We start from the raw sequence: 16,665 nt of genomic DNA, 5'->3' as shown, positions 1-16,665 counted from the left end.
CCTCAGGCCCCGGGGCAAAGTCCCTGGTGGCGTGGCGGCAGGCTAATGGGATCGGGTTTCAGGCACGTTAACCGTGCCGTGATCCGTTCAGGTCCGCTGCCCGGGGGGGCGTCATGCTCATCAACGCGCGTAGGCCGTTCTGGAGGACCTCGACCGGAGCCGGCCCCAGCAGCGGCTGCTGTGCGACGAATCCCTGGACGGCCGCGATCATGGTGCGCGCGACATGCTCCGCGGGCAGGTCCGCCCGCATCATCCCGGCGTCCTGGTACGCCACCACCACCCGCTCCCAGGCCGCGCCCACCGCGGCGTACCCGTCGCGCAGGGTGGCCGCCAGTTCCGGGTTGCGGATGGTCTCGGCCCACACCTGGACGATGAGTCGCGGGAAGGCCGCCTCCCCGTCGACGGTCAGCGGCGCCTTCATGGCGAGGGTCCGTCCCAGCACGGCGCCGACCAGCACGTCCGGCGGCTGGGGCGGATCCTCCCGCGCGGCACCCTCGAAGGCTTCCCGGACCGCGTCGAGCACCTCGCCGACGATCGCGGCGATCAGCTCCTCCTTGCCGCTGAAGTAGCGGTAGACCGCTCCGGCGGAGAGATCGGCCTCCTTCAGCACGTCCTGCATGGACGTGGCGTGGAAGCCGTTGCGGGCGAAGCACACCGCGGCGCCGTCGAGGATCTGGCGGCGGCGGGCGTCGAGGTGCTGCTGGGATACGCGGGCCATGGTCCCCAACCTAAAACGAACGTTCCTTCTTGACAAGGATCCGAGACGGCGGGACGGTGAGGGAACCTAAAACGAACGATCCTTCTTTTTAGCCTCGCCGAACCCGACCGACCCGACCGACCCGAGGTAACCGCCCCGAACCAGCCCGACCCGAACCAGCCCAACCCGAACCAACCGACCAACCCGAGGAGTCCAGCTCATGTCCACCCCCTCCGCCACCCGGGCCGAGCCGAGGCCGACCCACCCGCACGGCCGTCGCATGGTCGCCGTGGTGGTCATGGCACCCCTGCTCGCGGCGCTCGCCCTGTGGGCCTTCGCCTGGCCCGCGGCTCGCACCGCACCCCGTGACCTGCCGCTCGGCGTGGCGGGGCCCGCCACCGCGACGTCCCAGTTGGAGCAGCGACTGGCCCGGCACGAGGGCGCGTTCGAGATCCACCGCTACGCCGACGCGGCCGCCGCCCGGGACGCCGTCGAGGACCGGACCGTATACGGCGCGATCGTCGTCTCCGCCCAGGGCAGCGAGTTGCTGACCGCCTCCGCGGCGAGCCCCTTCGTCGCCCAACTGCTCCAGCAGACGGTGACCGCGCAGGCCGGCGAGACCGGGGCACAGGTCAGGACGGTCGACGTGGTGCCCGCTCCCGAGGCGGATCCGCGGGGCTCGGCGTTGAACGGAAGCGTGCTGCCCCTCGCCCTGGCCGGCATCGCGGCGGGGTCGGCGGTCACGCTGGCGGGGCTGCGCGGCCTGCGTGCCGTCGGCGCGCTCGCCGGGGCCGCGGCCCTGGTCGGCCTGGCGGCGGCCGCGATCTCGCACAGCTGGCTCGACGCGCTCACCGGCAACTGGTGGGCCGAGGCCGGCGCCTTCGCCCTGTCGACGCTCGCCGTGAGCGCGGCGGTGGCGGGGCTGGCCGCCCTGTTGGGTCAGGCCGGCATCGCGATCGCGGCCGGCACGGTGATGCTGATCGGCAACCCGTTCTCCGGCGCGGCCACCGCACCGCAGATGCTGCCCGAGCCGGTCGGGACGATCGGCCAGTGGCTGCCGCCGGGCGCGGGAACCACCCTGCTGCGCTCGGTGTCGTTCTTCGACGGCGCGGCGGCGACCGGCCCGCTCCTGACGCTGACCTGGTGGGCCGTACTGGGCCTGGGCGCCGTACTGCTCGGGAACGCGCTCAGGACACGCGCGGAGGCTCCGGACGCCGCCCCCGCCCCGGGCCGGGAGCCGCTGACCGTCGGCTGACCCTCACCGACCGGCCGAGCGCGCGACGCCGCCTGGGCTCCGCGGGCCCCGTCCGGTCGGGGCCGATCCGACCGTGCACTCCGTTACAGCGAACGGGGTGCACGGTTTCGGCGTCCTTCGGACGGCGCAGGGCTTCACGTCTCCACTACGGCTACGCCCTCTACGCCCTCTACGTTAGTACACAACCCCTACGACGCGCCGGGCCCGCGATGGTGGGCCGCGATGCCGAAGCGCTGCTGTTCGCGCGGAGCGGACGCGACCTCGCGGACGGCGGAGACCGCGCTGACCACCTGTTCCTCAGCGGGCTCCTGGAGTTCCTCCAGCCGTTCGAGGTCGGCGGCGGAGACCAGGGCGACCAGGGGTTTGCCGTGGCGTGTGACGACCACCCGCTCACCGCCGTACACCACCCGGTTGATCAGGTCGGCGAGTTCAGCCCTGGCTTGCGTCACCGGAATCTCGTAGGCCATACCCCCATCATAACGTCACGTACATCCTGTACATTTTTTACAGACGCCGAAGGAGGGGTACCCATGGCCCGACCGTCCGCCCGACACGTCCTGCCCGAGTTCACCGAACGCACGTCCTCGGGGAAGCGGACGATGGATCCGTACTCGAAGCTCCTGGAGGAGCGGATCGTCTTCCTGGGCGCGCCGATCGACGAGACCTCGGCGAATGACGTGATGGCCCAGTTCATGTACCTCGAGCACCGGGACCCGGACCGGGACATCTCGCTGTACATCAACTCCCCCGGCGGCACGTTCAGCGCGATGTCGGCGATCTACGACACGCTGCGGTTCGTGACGTGCGACGTGGAGACCATCTGCCTGGGCCAGGCAGGCTCATCGGCCGCCGTGCTGCTCGCCGCGGGCACGCCGGGCAAGCGGTTCGCGCTGCCGGGCGCGCGGATGGTGATCCACCAGCCGGCGCTCACCGAGCCGGTCGAGGGGCAGGCCAGCGATCTCGCCATCCAGGCGGCGGAGTTGACGCGCACACGCACCCGCCTCGAGGAGCTGCTGGTACGCCACACCGGGCGCACGCCCGAGCAGGTGCACGCGGACATCGAGCGGGACAAGATCCTCACCGCGGCGGAAGCGGTGGAGTACGGCCTGGTGGACCGGCTCATCCCGAGCCGCAAGGCCTCGCACCCCACGCCCGGCGAGGGGTGAGCCACCGATGGTGCCGGACCTGCCGCCGCTGCCCGCCCTGACCCGCGCCGAGGGCGAACTGATCGACCGTTACCTCGACGTGGTCGACCTGCTCGGCCGGATCAACCCGGCCCACCACGGTGACACCTACGCCGGACTGCGGGCCGCCCAGGCACTGGTCCGCAAGGCGGCCGAGCTGCGGGACGCGCTCGCGCTGATGCACCGTCGGGGCGAGAGCGAGGTGCACGCCGACACGCTGGCGCGTGCGCTGCGCGTGCTGGACGGGGAGCGTCGCACGGCTCGGGTCACGCTGCCGCCACGCTCCGACAGTTGACGCACCCACAGCGGATCCGGACACCTCGTCACACCGCCGAAGCGTCCGGACCGGCGTCGAAACGGACCAAAAGGCGTACCCCCTATCGGAGTACGCGCGCCTACTTTTTTGCTACCCTCAGGGTTGCGCAACGCGCGTGGCCCGAGGGCGGAATGAGGTGTTCCGGCGCTGGTCCGGGGCTCGTTGAGCCCCTCAACGGCCTTTCGAACAAGCAGGTGTCCACCCGAACGGGTGAGTGGTGAGTAACAACACAAACCCCCGGTTCCGTTGGGTATTTCGGACATCCGTGAGCCAAGATCCCTGACTGACGACAAGACCCCGCCGCAGCGGCGGGGCGATCCGGGCGGACGCCGAGTCCTGCCGCCGCCCGGATGACCGGTCGACAGGAGTGGATCGGCAGGAGTGGAGGACCCAAGCACGACGGGTCGCCGGAACGGTCACGCCATGACCGGGCCGAGCAGCCCTTGGGGTGAAGCCGCAGCAGCGGCCGGGCAACTTCGCCAGCCCGAATCCGACAGGTCATCCTTCACAGGCGGCTGACGAAGGGTTGCGCATGTCTGCGCTCAATCGTGTCCCGTCGCTCATGGTCCGGGCCGGTACGGCCTCGGCCCTCACCATCGCCGCAGTGGGCGGCTCCGTCGTGGTCCCGGGTGTCGCCTCCGACGCCGCGGCCGCCACGCCGGCGACGAAGGCACTCAAGATCGCGGCGTCCAAGAAGGGCTCCCCGTACAAGTACGGCGCCACTGGACCGAAGCGGTTCGACTGCTCCGGGTTGACTCTGTACTCGTTCAAGAAGGTCGGCAAGAAGCTGCCCCGTACTGCGGCCCAGCAGTACAACAAGACGCACCACATCTCCGCCAAGAGCCGCAAGGCCGGGGACCTGGTGTTCTTCCACTCGGGGTCGAGCGTCTACCACGTCGGCATCTACGCCGGGAAGGGAAAGATCTGGCACTCTCCGAAGACCGGGGACGTGGTGCGACTGCAGAAGATCTGGACCAAGAGCGTCTGGTACGGCCGGGTCAAGTGACCCACCCGGAAGGGGGTGGCGGCCACCTGACCGCCGCCGCCCCCTCCCGGGGCCTCCGGAGCGCGTGACACGGACCGGGACTCCACTCGCGCGTCCATGGCCGACCACAGCCCCCACACCGCCCGCTGCGAGACGCCGCTGGAGCGCGCCGACCGCGACTGCGGGAGCTCCTCCAGGAACTGCGCGTCACCCAGACGGGCGTACAGCTCCTCTTCGCCTTCCTGTTGACGTCGGCCGTCACGCCGGTTCTTCCCGTCCCCGGGCCCGGTCCAGCGCACGACGTACGTCGTCCCGCTCCTGCCGGCCTCCTGACTGCGGTGCTCTTCACCGCGCCCGCCGCACATGAGCCGCCGGCGCCCTCTGGCCCCCTCTGCGCGGGTGCGGGCCTACGGCTCCTGCTGCCCCGCCGCGGGCACCGGCTCGGCCGGTACGGTCCACGGCACCTCGATGGAGACGGTCTTGCCGCCCTCGCGGGTGGGTCGGACTCTGAGTCTGCCGCCGCACTCCGCGGTCAGCCAGCGGATGATGACCATGCCGCGGCCGTTGTCCTGCTGCACGGCGGCGGGCAGCCGCTTCGGGAAGCGCGGGTGGCTGTCGGTCACACCGATGCGCAGGTGTTCGTCACGGTCGAGTTCGATGTCCACCGTGAAGGTGGGTGACTGTCCGAAGGTGTGCTGCACGGCGTTGGTGGCGAGTTCGGAGACGATGAGCCGGATGGTGTCGGCGGCTTCGGTGTCCGCCGGCAGACCCCACTCCGCCAGGGTGGTGAGCACGTAGGAGCGGGCCGCGGACACCGAGGCGGGTTCGCTCGGCAGAGTGACGGATGATTCCAGGTGGTCTGCCATGGCGACGTCGTCCCTTTCCCACAGGACCGGAGTCCGACACGAGGGCGGCGGTTCGAGTACGGTCCCGGACTGGTGCTTCGTCGCCAGAGTGCCATTACCGGGGCGGTCACGGGTGGCGATCCACCAAGATATGCATATATCTGTCGCTCGAAGCGGTGAACTCTACGACGGCAGACCGTATTTGGGTGCCTCGGTTGGAGTAAGGAGTGACTCCATGCAGCACGGTCCCGCGGTGCGCCGCCGGAAGCTGGGCGCCGAACTGCGTGCGCTGCGCACCGGTGCGGGGCTCACGAGTGGTGAGGCGGCCCGGCTGGTGGGCTGGCACCAGTCGAAGGTGAGCCGGATCGAGACCGGCGCGAGCGGGGTGAAACCGACCGACGTGCGGTTACTCCTCGACGCCTACAGTGTGCACGACCCCCAACTGCGAGAGTTCCTGATGGTGTTGGCGGGGTCCCACGAGGGCGGTGGCCGTCACCACTGGTGGCACGCCTACCGAGGGGTGCTGCCGCCGACGTACCGGGATTTCATCAGCCTGGAGTCGCAGGCGAGTGCGATGCGCACGCTGGAGACCTCGGTGGTGCCCGGGCTGCTGCAGACGCCGGAGTACGCCCGGGCGGTGACGCGGGCCGCGGTGGACGGGCTGGACGAGGAGAAGCTGGACGCGCTGGTCGAAGTGCGTCTGGCCCGGCAGCACGTGCTGCGCTCGGATCCGCCGCTGGAGCTGAGTGCCGTCCTGGACGAGGCCGTGCTGCGCCGGGAGGTCGGCGGACCCGACATCATGGCGCGCCAACTGGCGCGGCTGGTCGAGGCGGGGCGACTGCCCCAAGTGCGGTTGCAGGTACTGCCGTTCACGGCCGGCGCGCACATCGGCATCACCGGGCCTTTCGTTATCTTCTCATTTTCGCGCACGTCTGATCTGGATGTGGTTGTTCTCGACCACTTGACGAGTAGCCTCTACCTCGAACGGAAAGAAGACCTCCAGGCCTACACGGAGGCCTTCGACGCCCTTCGGATCCACGCCCTTTCGCCCGAGGACTCGATGGATTACATCGCCGCGATAGGTGGCGGCGCGTAAGGAGGCACCATGTCAGCACTGCCTCGGCACGTAACCTCCAGCACCGATCTGCGCAGCCCACGGTGGCTGCGCAGCAGCTACAGCACGGGAGCCAACAACTGCGTCGAGACGGCTCGGCCGGCGGTCGGCCGCTGGAGCGGACTGCTCGCCGTGCGCGACTCCAAGAACCCGGCCGGACCCGCGCTGCTCTTCTCCCCCGAGAGCTGGGCGGGTTTCACGGCCGCCGTCGACCGCATCTGACCGTTTCCCTCGTCATCTGACCGCTTCTCTCGTCATCTGACCATTCCCCTCGTCGAGCGACATCCGACCGTGGCACGCCGACTCACGGTCGCGTCTCGCCGATCACTCGTACAGCGCGTTCGATCTGCCCGTCGGAGAGATCCGCGCGGGCCGTCAGCCTCAGCCGGGAGATGCCGTCGGGCACGGAAGGAGGACGGAAGCAGCCCACGGCGAGCCCCTGCGCACGACAGTCGGCCGCCCAGCGCACCGCCCCTTCCGGGGACGGTGCGCGCACCGAGACGACCGCGGCGTCCGGACGTACCGCCTCCAGACCCGCGGCGCTCAGGCGTGCGTGCAGCTCGGCGGCCACCGCGCGGGCCCGCGCCGCCCGCTGCGGCTCGCCGCGCAGCAGCCGCAGGGCGGCCAGGGCCGCACCCGCCGCCGCGGGGGCGAGACCGGTGTCGAAGATGAACGTCCGGGCCGCGTTGACCAGATGGTCGATCACCCGGGCCGGGCCGAGGACGGCCCCGCCCTGGCTGCCGAGCGACTTGGACAGCGTGACCGTCACGACGACGTCGTCGGCGCCCGCGAGTCCCGCCGCGTGCGGGGCGCCGCGGCCGCCGTCACCGAGGACACCGAGGCCGTGGGCGTCGTCGACCACCAGCCCCGCGCCGTGCGCCCGGCACGCCTCGGCGAGCCCGGCCAGCGGGGCCGCGTCGCCGTCGACGGAGAAGACCGTGTCGGACACGACGACCGCCGCGCCCTCGTGGGTCCGCAGTGCCTTGCGTACGGCGTCCGGTTCGGCGTGCGCGACGACCTGGGTGCTGCCACGGGCCAGCCGGCAGCCGTCGATCAGCGAGGCGTGGTTGCCGGCGTCGGAGACGATGAGCGAGCCGTGCGGCGCCAGCGCGGTGACCGCGGCGAGGTTGGCCGCGTAGCCCGAGGAGAAGACGAGCGCCGCCTCGAAGCCGCAGAACTCGGCCAGCTCGCGTTCCAGCTCGTGATGGAGTTCCGTCGTGCCGGTGACCAGCCGGGAGCCGGTGGAGCCGCCGCCCCAGGTCCGCGCGGCCCGCGCCGCGCCCTCGGTGACCTCGGGGTGGCGGGCCAGGCCCAGGTAGTCGTTGCTCGCCAGATCCAGCAGCGGCGACTGCGCGGGCCGCGGACGCAGCGTCCGTACCAGGCCGGCGCGGCGGCGCAGCTCGGCCTGCTCGTCGATCCAGGCGAACGCCATCGGCCCTCCAGGGATTGAGTGGGCGGTGCCCGGTTTTGTAGGCAGTGCACAGACCCTAGCGGGACGACCAGGCACCCAGGATGTGGCAATACCCACACGTCGAAGCGCCTCTGTTGTACGAACTCTCCTTGGCCCCGGAGGGCTCCTTAGGACAGGATCGGCTCTCATGGACCTGCTGAACACGCTGGTGGACAAGGGGCTTCGGCGCGAGCTGCCGACCCGCGAGGAGGCGCTGGCCGTCCTCGCCACTTCCGACGACGACCTGCTCGATGTGGTGGCCGCGGCCGGCAAGGTGCGCCGGCACTGGTTCGGCCAACGGGTGAAACTCAACTACCTCGTCAACCTCAAGTCGGGCCTGTGCCCGGAGGACTGCTCCTACTGCTCCCAGCGGCTCGGCTCCAAGGCCGACATCCTGAAGTACACCTGGCTCAAGCCCGACGACGCCTCGAAGGCCGCGGCGGCCGGGTTGGCGGGAGGCGCCAAACGCGTCTGCCTGGTGGCCAGCGGACGCGGGCCGACCGACCGGGACGTGGACCGGGTCTCCGACACCATCAAGGCCATCAAGGACCAGAACGAGGGCGTCGAGGTGTGCGCCTGCCTCGGTCTGCTCTCCGACGGTCAGGCGGAGCGGCTGCGCGAGGCGGGCGCGGACGCCTACAACCACAACCTCAACACGTCCGAGGAGACGTACGGGGACATCACGACCACCCACACGTACGCCGACCGGGTGGACACCGTGCAGAAGGCGCACGCGGCCGGACTGTCCGCCTGCTCCGGATTGATCGCGGGCATGGGCGAACGCGACGAGGACCTGGTCGACGTGGTGTTCGAGCTGCGCGCGCTGGACGCGGACTCGGTGCCGGTCAACTTCCTGATCCCGTTCGAGGGCACGCCGCTCGCCAAGGAGTGGAACCTCACCCCTCAGCGGTGTCTGCGCATCCTGGCGATGGTCCGGTTCGTCTGCCCGGACGTCGAGGTGCGCATCGCGGGCGGCCGTGAGGTCCACCTGCGCTCGATGCAGCCGCTGGCCCTGCACCTGGCCAACTCGATCTTCCTGGGCGACTACCTCACCAGCGAGGGCCAGGCCGGCCAGGCCGACCTCGACATGATCGCCGACGCCGGGTTCGAGGTGGAGGGCACCGACCAGGTGACTCTGCCGGAGCACCGCAGGGGCGGCTGCGGCTCCGAGGAGGCCGGTGGCGGGTGCGGCTCGCAGGAGGGCGGCGGTGTGTGCGGTTCCGCTCCGGCGGCCGCCGCGGCCCCCGCTCCTGAGACCTCGTCCGCGGGCGAGGCCCGGACGGACCTGGTCGCCGTACGCCGTCGGGGTGCCGGAACGGACCTCGCGCCCAATGCCTGACCTGACGGTGCCGGACCTGCTGGAGCTGGACCGGCGGCACGTCTGGCATCCGTACGGCCCCATGCCCGGCCGGCAGGAACCGCTCGTCGTGGAGTCGGCGAGCGGGGTACGGCTGCGGATGGCCGACGGCTCGGGCGAACTCGTCGACGGCATGTCCTCCTGGTGGTCGGCCATCCACGGCTACAACCACCCGGTGCTGAACGAGGCCGCGCGCGAGCAGCTCGGGCGGATGAGCCACGTGATGTTCGGCGGGCTCACCCACGAGCCCGCCGTGCGGCTCGCGAAGCTCCTTGTCGACATGTCGCCGGACGGCCTGGAACACGTCTTCCTCGCCGACTCCGGGTCGGTGTCGGTCGAGGTGGCCGTGAAGATGTGCCTGCAGTACTGGCGCTCGCTGGGCCGTCCCGGCAAGCAGCGCCTGCTGACCTGGCGCGGTGGCTACCACGGCGACACCTGGCAGCCGATGTCGGTGTGCGACCCCGAGGGCGGGATGCACGAGCTGTGGTCCGGGGTGCTCCAGCGCCAGGTGTTCGCCGACCCGCCGCCGACGGAGTACGAGGAGTCGTACGCCGATCAGTTGCGCGCGCTGGTCCGGCGGCACGCCGACGAGCTGGCCGCGGTGATCGTCGAGCCGGTGGTGCAGGGCGCGGGCGGGATGCGGTTCCACTCCCCCGCGTATCTGCGGGTGCTGCGCGAGGCGTGTGACGAGCACGGCGTGCTGCTGGCGTTCGACGAGATCGCGACCGGGTTCGGCCGTACGGGCGCGCTGTTCGCGGCGGAGCACGCGGCGGTGACGCCGGACGTGATGTGCGTGGGCAAGGCGCTGACCGGCGGCTATCTCACGATGGCGGCGACGCTGTGCACGTCGCGGGTGGCGGACGGCATCTCGCGGGGCGAGGTCCCGGTCCTCGCCCACGGCCCGACCTTCATGGGCAACCCGCTGGCGGCCTCCGTGGCCTGCGCCTCGATCGAGCTGCTGCTGGGCCAGGACTGGCTCGCGGAGGTCAAGCGGATCGAGGCGGGGCTGCGGGAGGGGCTGGCGCCGGCGTCGGAGCTGCCCGGGGTGAAGGACGTCCGGGTCCTCGGCGCCATCGGCGTCGTCCAGCTCGACCACGCCGTGGACATGGGCGCGGCCACAGCAGCCGCGGTGCGTGAGGGCGTGTGGCTGCGGCCGTTCCGCGACCTCGTCTACACGATGCCGCCGTACGTCACCGGCGACGCGGACGTGGCACGGATCGCGCGCGCGGTGTGCGCGGCGGCACAGGAGGGGTGACATGCCGGTACTGGTGATCACGGGCACGGGCACGGAGGTCGGCAAGACGGTGGCGACCGCCGCCGTGGCCGCCGCCGCGCTCGCGGCCGGGCGGTCGGTGGCCGTGCTGAAGGCCGCGCAGACGGGCGTGGGGCCCGACGAGCCCGGGGACGCCGCCGAGGTGGCACGGCTCGCCGGTGCCGTGACGGCGGCCGAAGTCGCGCGGTATCCCGAGCCGTTGGCTCCGGCCACGGCGGCGCGGCGGGCCGGCCGGACGCCGGTGCGTCCGCGCGAGGTCGCGGAGGCCGCCGCCAAGCTGGCCACCGAGCACGATCTGGTGTTGGTCGAGGGGGCGGGCGGGCTGCTCGTCCGGTTCGACGCGACGGGCGGAACGCTGGCGGACGCGGCGGGGCTGCTGTCGGCTCCGGTGCTGGTGGTTGCGTCGGCGGGGCTCGGCACGCTGAACACGACGGAACTGACGGCACGTGAACTGCGGCTCCGCGGGCTCGACCTGGCGGGAATCGTGATCGGCAGCTGGCCCGGCGCGCCGGACCTCGCCTCCCGCTGCAACCTGGCCGACCTGCCGGAGGTGTCCGGCGCGCCGCTGCTGGGCGCCCTCCCCGCCGGCGCCGGGGCGCTGGCCCCCGCCGACTTCCGTGCCGCGGCACCGGGTTGGCTGGCGTCGCGGCTGGACGGGACGTGGGACCCGGAGGAGTTCCGGAGGCGGGAGGCTCCTGAGGCCTGAGGCGATGCCCGGGCCCTAGGTCTCGTCTCCTTCCGCGAGGAGCCGTACCAGGTCGATGCGGGATCGGATGCCCAGCCGGGTGAAGACGCCGCGCAGGTGGTGGTCGATGGTGCGGGGGCTGAGCGCCAGGCGCACCGCGATCTCCCGGTTGGTGGCGCCGTCGGCGGCCATCCGGGCGATCAGGAGCTGCTGGGCGGTGAGTCGGGCGGTGGGGGTGTCGGGCGCGGCCTGTGCGGAGGACGCCGGGGCGCCGAGGGCCCGGAGTTCGGTGCGGGCCTGTGCCGCGAGGTGCGGCGCGCCGAAGGCGTCGAAGGCCTCCAGGGCGCTGTGCAGGCGGTCGCGTGCCTCGGTACGGCGGCGCAGTCTGCGCAACGCGCTGCCGAACAGCAGTTCCGTCCGGGCGCGTTCGAAGTCCCGGGTGCCGCGGGAGTGCAGGTCAAGTGCGTCGCGGTAGTGGTCCACGGCCTCCCCGCCGGTGGCCAGCAGGGCACGGCAGCGGGCGCTGAGGGCGAGGTCGTCGGGGCTGAGCACCGTGGTCGCCCAGCGGTGGTAGTCGGCGTGGGCGGCCCGGGCGACCCGGGTGTCGCCGGTGCGGACGGCGGCCTCCACGTAGTGCGGGGTGGCCAGGTGCCGGATCGCGCGGTGGCCGTGTCCGGGCCCGAACGCGGCCAGGGCGCGCAGCCGGGCCGCGGCCGCGGCGTAGCGGCCACTGCTGAGGTCGAGGTGGGCGAGCGCCCACTGGGCGAGCGCGGCGGGCAGGCCGAGGCCGCGGGCCAGAGCGTACGACCGGGCGGCGGCGGCGTGTTCCCGGCAGGCGTCCGTGTCGCCGGTGACCGCCGCGAACATGGCGAGCGCGGCCCGCAGATGACAGGCGCCGTTGTCCTGGCCGGTGGCGTAGGCCTGCCCCAGCGCGTCCCTCGCCGCGGCTTCGCCGACCCGGGAGCGGCCGGTCCAGAACTCGGCGTACGCCCGGAACTCCATCGCCTGTACGACGGTGGCCGTCTCGCCCCGGGTCCTGGCCGAGTCCGCCGCACGGAGCGTGGCGGTGGCGGCGCGGGTGTGGTCGCCGAGCAGCAGCGCGGCGATGCCGGCGTGCATCAGCACGGTGGGATCCCCGCCCGGACCGCACCGCCCGGCCGCCGCCATCAGCAGGTCCCGCGCGTCCTCGTACCGCCCGTCGAACGCCGCCGCGAGTCCGGCGAGTGTGCCGGGCGCCGCGATCCCCACCCGCTCGGCGGTCTGCGCCGCCTCTCGGCACCGGCGCAGGTCACCGGTGTGGATGACGGCTTCGGTGGCGTGGGCGAGGAGCTGGGCGGGCACCGAGCGCACGGGGCCGGCAGCGGACGGCTCGCCGCCCGCCTCGGCGTCCTCGCCCCCGCTCTCCCCCGCCGCCCGCCGCACCGCCGCTCCCAGCAGGGCGTCGAACGCCTCGGAGGCGTTGCCCGCCCGCAGCGCGAGGACGCCGGTCAGCGTCTCCTCCTGGGCGGCGGCGGCCAGTCGGCGGGCCCGGTCGGCGTCGCCTGACTGCCAGGCGCAGGCGGCGGCGAGGGCGAGGAGGCGGGACTGCGCGTGCGGGTCGGGGCTGAGGGCGGCGGCGCGCTCGGCGAGGGCGCGGGCCGTGGTGCGCCGGCCCGCCGCGCACGCCCGTTCCGCGGCGGCCCCGAGTTCCGTCGCGAGCCGGCCGCTCGGACCCAGCGCGCCCGCGCCCCGGTGCCAGGAGCGGCCGGCCGTCTCCCCGTCGCCGCGCAGCACGCCGGCCAGCAGTCGGTGGACGTCGCGCCGGGCGGCCGGCGAACCGGTCTCGTACGCGGCGATCCTCGTCCAGGCGTCCCGGAAGAGGACCCCGTCCGCGGTGGCCTGCGCGATCCCGGCCGCCTCGGCGGCCTCCAGCGGCCGGGTGTCGAGGCGGGCGGCTGTGACGGCCCGCGGGAAGGCGTGGGTGGGGACCGGGTGCTGGTCCGCGGCCGCGAGGAGCAGCAGCAGGCGGGTGTCGTCGGGCAGCGACTGGATCTCCGCGCGATGTGCGCGCAGCAGGGCGGGCGCCAGTTCGGCCGGTTCGGTGGGCAGCGGGTCAAGACCGGCCGCCTGCCGTTCGGTGAGCCGCGGCAGCAGTTCGGCGGCGGCACGGGGATCGCCGTACACGGCACGCAGCACGCGGACGCGGACGCCTTCGGCAGGCTCGGGCGCCGCGGGTCTGCACGTGTCAGTGCGCCGCGGTGGCGAAGTGCGTTCGCGGGGCTGGGGGTTCACCGGAGTCACCACGCAAATGACGTTACTGGCGAGTTAATTGAGCCGTAAAGACCGGCGATTTCACCGATGCGCCGCGCGTAGACCCGCCTGACACTCCTGACAACCCCACCCGTATCAGGAGGCATCATGCAGCGCTCAAGGCGTCGCATCGCCACGGCTGTGTCGGCCGTGACGGCATCGCTCCTTCTGTCGCTCTCCCTGGCCGCGACCCCCGCTCACGCCGCGACCCACAACCCGATCGTCTTCGTGCACGGCCTCAGCAGTTCGTCGAGCAGCTGGGACGAATGGGTCGCCGACTTCAAGGCCGACGGCTACACCGCCGCGGAGCTGGACGCCTGGTCGTACAGCTGGTCGCAGTCGAACGTGACCACCGCGCAGCAGCTGGCCACCGAGATCAAGAACGTGCTCGCCCGGACCGGCGCCTCGAAGGTGGATCTGGTCGTGCACTCGATGGGCGCTCTCAGCTCCCGCTACTACCTCAAGAACCTCGGCGGGACGGCGTACGTCGACGACTTCGTCTCGACCGCCGGCGTGAACCACGGCACGACCACCGCGTCCTGGTGCTCGTGGCTGTACACCTCCTGTGCGGAGATGTACACCGGCAGCTCCTTCCTGTCCTCGCTGAACTCCGGCGACGAGACCCCGGGCGCTGTCTCGTACGCCAGCTACTGGTCCAACTGCGACGACGCGCTCACCCCGGACACCACCGCGATCCTGAGCGGCGCGACCAATGTCGAGGTCGGCTGTGTCTCGCACACCGACATGAACAACGACCACGGCGTCTACGAGCAGGTGCGCGACTTCGTCGAGTGAGCCCGGCCTGCCGTGAGGGGGGTGCGACGGGCCCGGACGGGGGACAATCCTGGTGAGGCCCGCCTGCGAGGGAGGTTGCCATGCCGCTACGGTCCGCCGGCTCCGGCAAGGTGTCCCGGGATCCCGTCCACCACCCGCTGTTCGCCCGGTGCTACGCCCGGGTCAGTGTGAGCGCCGAGACCAGACTGGGCATGGCCGGCGTGCGCCGGCGACTGCTGGCCGGGCTCTCCGGCCGGGTCATCGAGATCGGCGCGGGCAACGGCCTGAACTTCGCGCACTACCCGGGCGCCGTCTCGGAGGTCGTGGCCATCGAACCGGAGCGCGGACTGCGGAAGTTGGCCGTGGAGGCCGCGCTGCGTTCCGGGGTGCCCGTCGACGTGGTGCCGGGCACGGCGGAGGCGCTGCCGGTCAAGAGCGAGGCCTTCGACGCGGTGGTGGTCTCCCTGGTGCTGTGCAGCGTGCGGGACGTGCCGCGGGCCCTCGGCGAGGTACGGCGGGTGCTGCGGCCCGGCGGCGAGGTGCGGTTCTTCGAACACGGCCGCGGCGGCGGGCGGGCGATGACCTTCACCCAGCGGGCACTGGACCGCACGCTGTGGCCGCCGCTGAGCGGCGGCTGTCATCTGGCCCGTGACCCGATCGGCGCACTGCGGGCGGCCGGGTTCGAGCTGGGCCCCTACCGGCGGGTGTCGATGCCGGAGACGGGGCCGAGACTGCCGACGTCGTACTGCGTGCTGGGCACCGCGTGGCGGCCCCCGGCCGGGGAGCCGTGATCACAGGCTCCACTGGCGCAGTTCCCGCGCGATGTCGTGCACGGACGCCTCACCGTTCTTGACCAGTCGGGCCAGGTCGCGGACCTGCTCCGGCGAGGTGACGACCTTGAGTCCGCTGGCGGCCAGGTAGGCGTAGGCGACCGCGCAGGCGAACAGGGCGTTGGAGCGCTCCAACGCCGGGACGTGGAGGAGCAGTTGGAGCAGTGCGGCGGCTCGCGCGTGCGGGCTGTCGTAGACGGGGACGCCGAATATCTCGGCATCGTGGCGGGCGACGGCGGCCACGAGCGCGCCCCAGTCGGTGACCTGGGGGTCGCCCGGGGTGTTGTGCTCGGCGAGCATGAGGAGCCAGGCGAGGTCGATTCCGAGGTCGCTCAAGGGATCAGTGGCGACCTTCGCGGGTGCCCTCGCGTTCGGCGCCGAACTCCTCGGCGAACACGGACTCGTACTGCTTCATGAAGTCGGCGGCGGCCTCGACGAAGGTGTGGCCGACCTCGCCGGTGTCCTGTCTGACGAGTTCCTCGATGTAGCGGTTGACGCTCATGCCACGGGCCAGGGCCCGTTCGCGGGCCGCGCGGGCGGTGCCCTCGTCGACGCGTACGTTCAGCTGGGTCTTCGCCATGACTCGAAGCTAGCGCCGGTTCGCTAGCACCCGCAAGCATCTCTCACCGGCCCGGAAGGTGCCCCTTACACCGGCATCGGGGACCCGACCTGCGACGGAGGCCGACTCGACCCCACGATGGATACCGAGTGTGGGCCCGGTCACACTACGCTCGGCCGGGACCATGAGTGCGCGACGTCCACGAGCGAGGAGACAGCCTTGTCCACACCCGCTGCTCAGCATGGGCCGGGCCAGGCCCCGGCCGACGGCATCGCGGCCCGCGCCCGTGGCCTGACCAAGGCCTACGGCTCGGGCGAGACGACCGTGCTGGCCCTGGACTCGGTGGACGCGGACATCGCGCGCGGCCGGTTCACCGCGGTGATGGGGCCGTCCGGGTCCGGGAAGTCCACGCTGATGCACTGCCTGGCCGGGCTCGACACCGTCTCGGCCGGCCAGGTGTGGCTCGGCGACACCGAGATCACCGGCCTGAAGGACCGTGAGCTGACCCGGCTGCGGCGGGACCGGATCGGGTTCATGTTCCAGTCGTTCAACCTCATCCCCACTTTGACCGCGGCCGAGAACATCACGCTGCCCATGGACATCGCGGGCAAGAAACCCGACGAGAAGTGGCTGGACCAGGTCATCGACACGCTGGGGCTGCGGGACCGGCTCAAGCACCGCCCCTCCCAGCTCTCCGGCGGCCAGCAGCAGCGGGTCGCGTGCGCGCGGGCACTGGCCTCCCGGCCCGAGCTGATCTTCGCGGACGAGCCGACCGGCAACCTCGACTCCCGGGCCGGACTGGAGGTCCTCGGGTTCCTGCGCGAGGCGGTCGACCAGCTGGGGCAGACCGTCGTCATGGTCACCCACGACCCCGGTGCCGCCGCCCACTCCGACCTGGTGCTCTTCCTCGCGGACGGACGGATCGTGGACCGGATGCAGCAGCCGACGGCGGAGGCGGTGCTGGAACGGATGAAGAGGTTCGACGTCTCCAGGGCCGCGTTCGACGGTGGCGAGACGCCGGCCGGCGACGTCAACCTCGACAAGGACTGATC

General features: G+C 72.2%; 19 protein-coding genes and 1 pseudogene. 13 read left to right on the top strand and 7 right to left on the bottom strand.

The window, feature by feature from the left end; all coding sequences use genetic code 11:
* Positions 1-67 precede the first annotated feature (67 nt).
* A complete protein-coding gene (locus AQJ84_RS05970) occupies positions 68-718 on the bottom strand; it encodes a TetR/AcrR family transcriptional regulator (RefSeq protein ID WP_037803214.1) in 651 nt (216 codons plus the stop codon).
* Between the two features lie 199 nt (positions 719-917).
* Here AQJ84_RS05970 and AQJ84_RS05965 point away from each other — a divergent pair, with 199 nt between their 5' ends.
* Complete coding sequence (locus tag AQJ84_RS05965) at positions 918-1,952, top strand: ABC transporter permease (RefSeq protein ID WP_053190786.1); 1,035 nt, start codon at positions 918-920, stop codon at positions 1,950-1,952.
* A 188-nt stretch (positions 1,953-2,140) separates the two neighbouring features.
* Here AQJ84_RS05965 and AQJ84_RS05960 read toward each other — a convergent pair whose 3' ends face one another.
* Complete coding sequence (locus AQJ84_RS05960) at positions 2,141-2,419, bottom strand: type II toxin-antitoxin system Phd/YefM family antitoxin (protein ID WP_030041518.1); 279 nt, start codon at positions 2,417-2,419, stop codon at positions 2,141-2,143.
* A gap of 63 nt (positions 2,420-2,482) precedes the next feature.
* Here AQJ84_RS05960 and AQJ84_RS05955 point away from each other — a divergent pair, with 63 nt between their 5' ends.
* The 4 genes and pseudogenes from AQJ84_RS05955 to AQJ84_RS43940 form a co-directional block, all read left to right on the top strand.
* Complete coding sequence (locus AQJ84_RS05955; RefSeq protein ID WP_030041517.1) at positions 2,483-3,118, top strand: ATP-dependent Clp protease proteolytic subunit; 636 nt, start codon at positions 2,483-2,485, stop codon at positions 3,116-3,118.
* 7 nt (positions 3,119-3,125) lie between these two features.
* Positions 3,126-3,431 carry a hypothetical protein gene (locus AQJ84_RS05950; RefSeq protein ID WP_030041516.1) on the top strand — a complete coding sequence of 102 codons (306 nt, stop codon included), beginning with the start codon at positions 3,126-3,128 and terminating at the stop codon, positions 3,429-3,431.
* A 553-nt stretch (positions 3,432-3,984) separates the two neighbouring features.
* Entirely contained in the window at positions 3,985-4,458 is a 474-nt protein-coding gene (locus tag AQJ84_RS05945; protein ID WP_030041515.1) for a C40 family peptidase, read from the top strand.
* A 96-nt stretch (positions 4,459-4,554) separates the two neighbouring features.
* Positions 4,555-4,799, top strand: a pseudogene (locus AQJ84_RS43940) (DUF6328 family protein); the annotation flags it as partial.
* Between the two features lie 45 nt (positions 4,800-4,844).
* On the opposite strand, the gene AQJ84_RS05940 reads toward AQJ84_RS43940, so the two are convergent.
* Positions 4,845-5,303: an ATP-binding protein gene (locus tag AQJ84_RS05940; RefSeq protein WP_053190790.1), complete on the bottom strand. Its 459-nt coding sequence runs from the start codon at positions 5,301-5,303 to the stop codon at positions 4,845-4,847.
* A 214-nt stretch (positions 5,304-5,517) separates the two neighbouring features.
* Here AQJ84_RS05940 and AQJ84_RS05935 point away from each other — a divergent pair, with 214 nt between their 5' ends.
* Both AQJ84_RS05935 and AQJ84_RS05930 read left to right on the top strand, forming a co-directional pair.
* The gene (locus AQJ84_RS05935; RefSeq protein ID WP_030041513.1) at positions 5,518-6,378 is read left to right on the top strand and encodes a helix-turn-helix domain-containing protein; all 861 of its coding nucleotides are present in this window, start codon (positions 5,518-5,520) and stop codon (positions 6,376-6,378) included.
* Between the two features lie 9 nt (positions 6,379-6,387).
* On the top strand, positions 6,388-6,618 hold the full coding sequence (locus AQJ84_RS05930; protein WP_030041512.1) for a DUF397 domain-containing protein: 231 nt from the start codon (positions 6,388-6,390) through the stop codon (positions 6,616-6,618).
* Between the two features lie 82 nt (positions 6,619-6,700).
* Here AQJ84_RS05930 and AQJ84_RS05925 read toward each other — a convergent pair whose 3' ends face one another.
* Complete coding sequence (locus AQJ84_RS05925) at positions 6,701-7,828, bottom strand: 8-amino-7-oxononanoate synthase (RefSeq protein WP_053190793.1); 1,128 nt, start codon at positions 7,826-7,828, stop codon at positions 6,701-6,703.
* A 166-nt stretch (positions 7,829-7,994) separates the two neighbouring features.
* Here AQJ84_RS05925 and bioB point away from each other — a divergent pair, with 166 nt between their 5' ends.
* From bioB to bioD, 3 genes are read left to right on the top strand one after another with little or no spacing between them, the layout of a single operon-like run.
* Complete coding sequence (gene bioB, locus AQJ84_RS05920; protein WP_030041509.1) at positions 7,995-9,185, top strand: biotin synthase BioB; 1,191 nt, start codon at positions 7,995-7,997, stop codon at positions 9,183-9,185.
* A complete protein-coding gene (locus AQJ84_RS05915) occupies positions 9,178-10,458 on the top strand; it encodes an adenosylmethionine--8-amino-7-oxononanoate transaminase (protein ID WP_053190794.1) in 1,281 nt (426 codons plus the stop codon). The genes bioB and AQJ84_RS05915 overlap by 8 nt, the downstream gene beginning before the upstream one ends.
* A 1-nt stretch (position 10,459) precedes the next feature.
* Positions 10,460-11,182: a dethiobiotin synthase gene (bioD, locus tag AQJ84_RS05910; RefSeq protein ID WP_053190796.1), complete on the top strand. Its 723-nt coding sequence runs from the start codon at positions 10,460-10,462 to the stop codon at positions 11,180-11,182.
* A 15-nt stretch (positions 11,183-11,197) separates the two neighbouring features.
* On the opposite strand, the gene AQJ84_RS05905 is transcribed toward bioD, so the two are convergent.
* Complete coding sequence (locus AQJ84_RS05905) at positions 11,198-13,444, bottom strand: helix-turn-helix transcriptional regulator (RefSeq protein WP_079022628.1); 2,247 nt, start codon at positions 13,442-13,444, stop codon at positions 11,198-11,200.
* Positions 13,445-13,558: 114 nt separating this feature from the next.
* On the opposite strand from AQJ84_RS05905, the gene AQJ84_RS05900 reads away from it, so the two are divergent.
* Together AQJ84_RS05900 and AQJ84_RS05895 are read left to right on the top strand one after the other, a co-directional pair.
* Positions 13,559-14,245, top strand: coding sequence for an esterase/lipase family protein (locus AQJ84_RS05900; RefSeq protein WP_030041504.1), 687 nt, complete (start codon positions 13,559-13,561; stop codon positions 14,243-14,245).
* A gap of 80 nt (positions 14,246-14,325) precedes the next feature.
* Positions 14,326-15,015, top strand: a complete 690-nt coding sequence (locus AQJ84_RS05895) for a class I SAM-dependent methyltransferase (protein ID WP_053190801.1) — start codon at positions 14,326-14,328, stop codon at positions 15,013-15,015.
* On the opposite strand, the gene AQJ84_RS05890 is transcribed toward AQJ84_RS05895, so the two are convergent.
* A complete protein-coding gene (locus AQJ84_RS05890; RefSeq protein WP_030041502.1) occupies positions 15,016-15,390 on the bottom strand; it encodes a hypothetical protein in 375 nt (124 codons plus the stop codon).
* Between the two features lie 4 nt (positions 15,391-15,394).
* Complete coding sequence (locus AQJ84_RS05885) at positions 15,395-15,634, bottom strand: hypothetical protein (protein ID WP_030041501.1); 240 nt, start codon at positions 15,632-15,634, stop codon at positions 15,395-15,397.
* 198 nt (positions 15,635-15,832) lie between these two features.
* Here AQJ84_RS05885 and AQJ84_RS05880 point away from each other — a divergent pair, with 198 nt between their 5' ends.
* Positions 15,833-16,663: an ABC transporter ATP-binding protein gene (locus AQJ84_RS05880; protein WP_030041500.1), complete on the top strand. Its 831-nt coding sequence runs from the start codon at positions 15,833-15,835 to the stop codon at positions 16,661-16,663.
* Positions 16,664-16,665 lie beyond the last annotated feature (2 nt).

This window comes from Streptomyces resistomycificus (assembly GCF_001514265.1).
GTDB classification, from domain to species: domain Bacteria; phylum Actinomycetota; class Actinomycetes; order Streptomycetales; family Streptomycetaceae; genus Streptomyces; species Streptomyces resistomycificus.
This window is presented reverse-complemented; position numbering and strand designations above follow the sequence as displayed.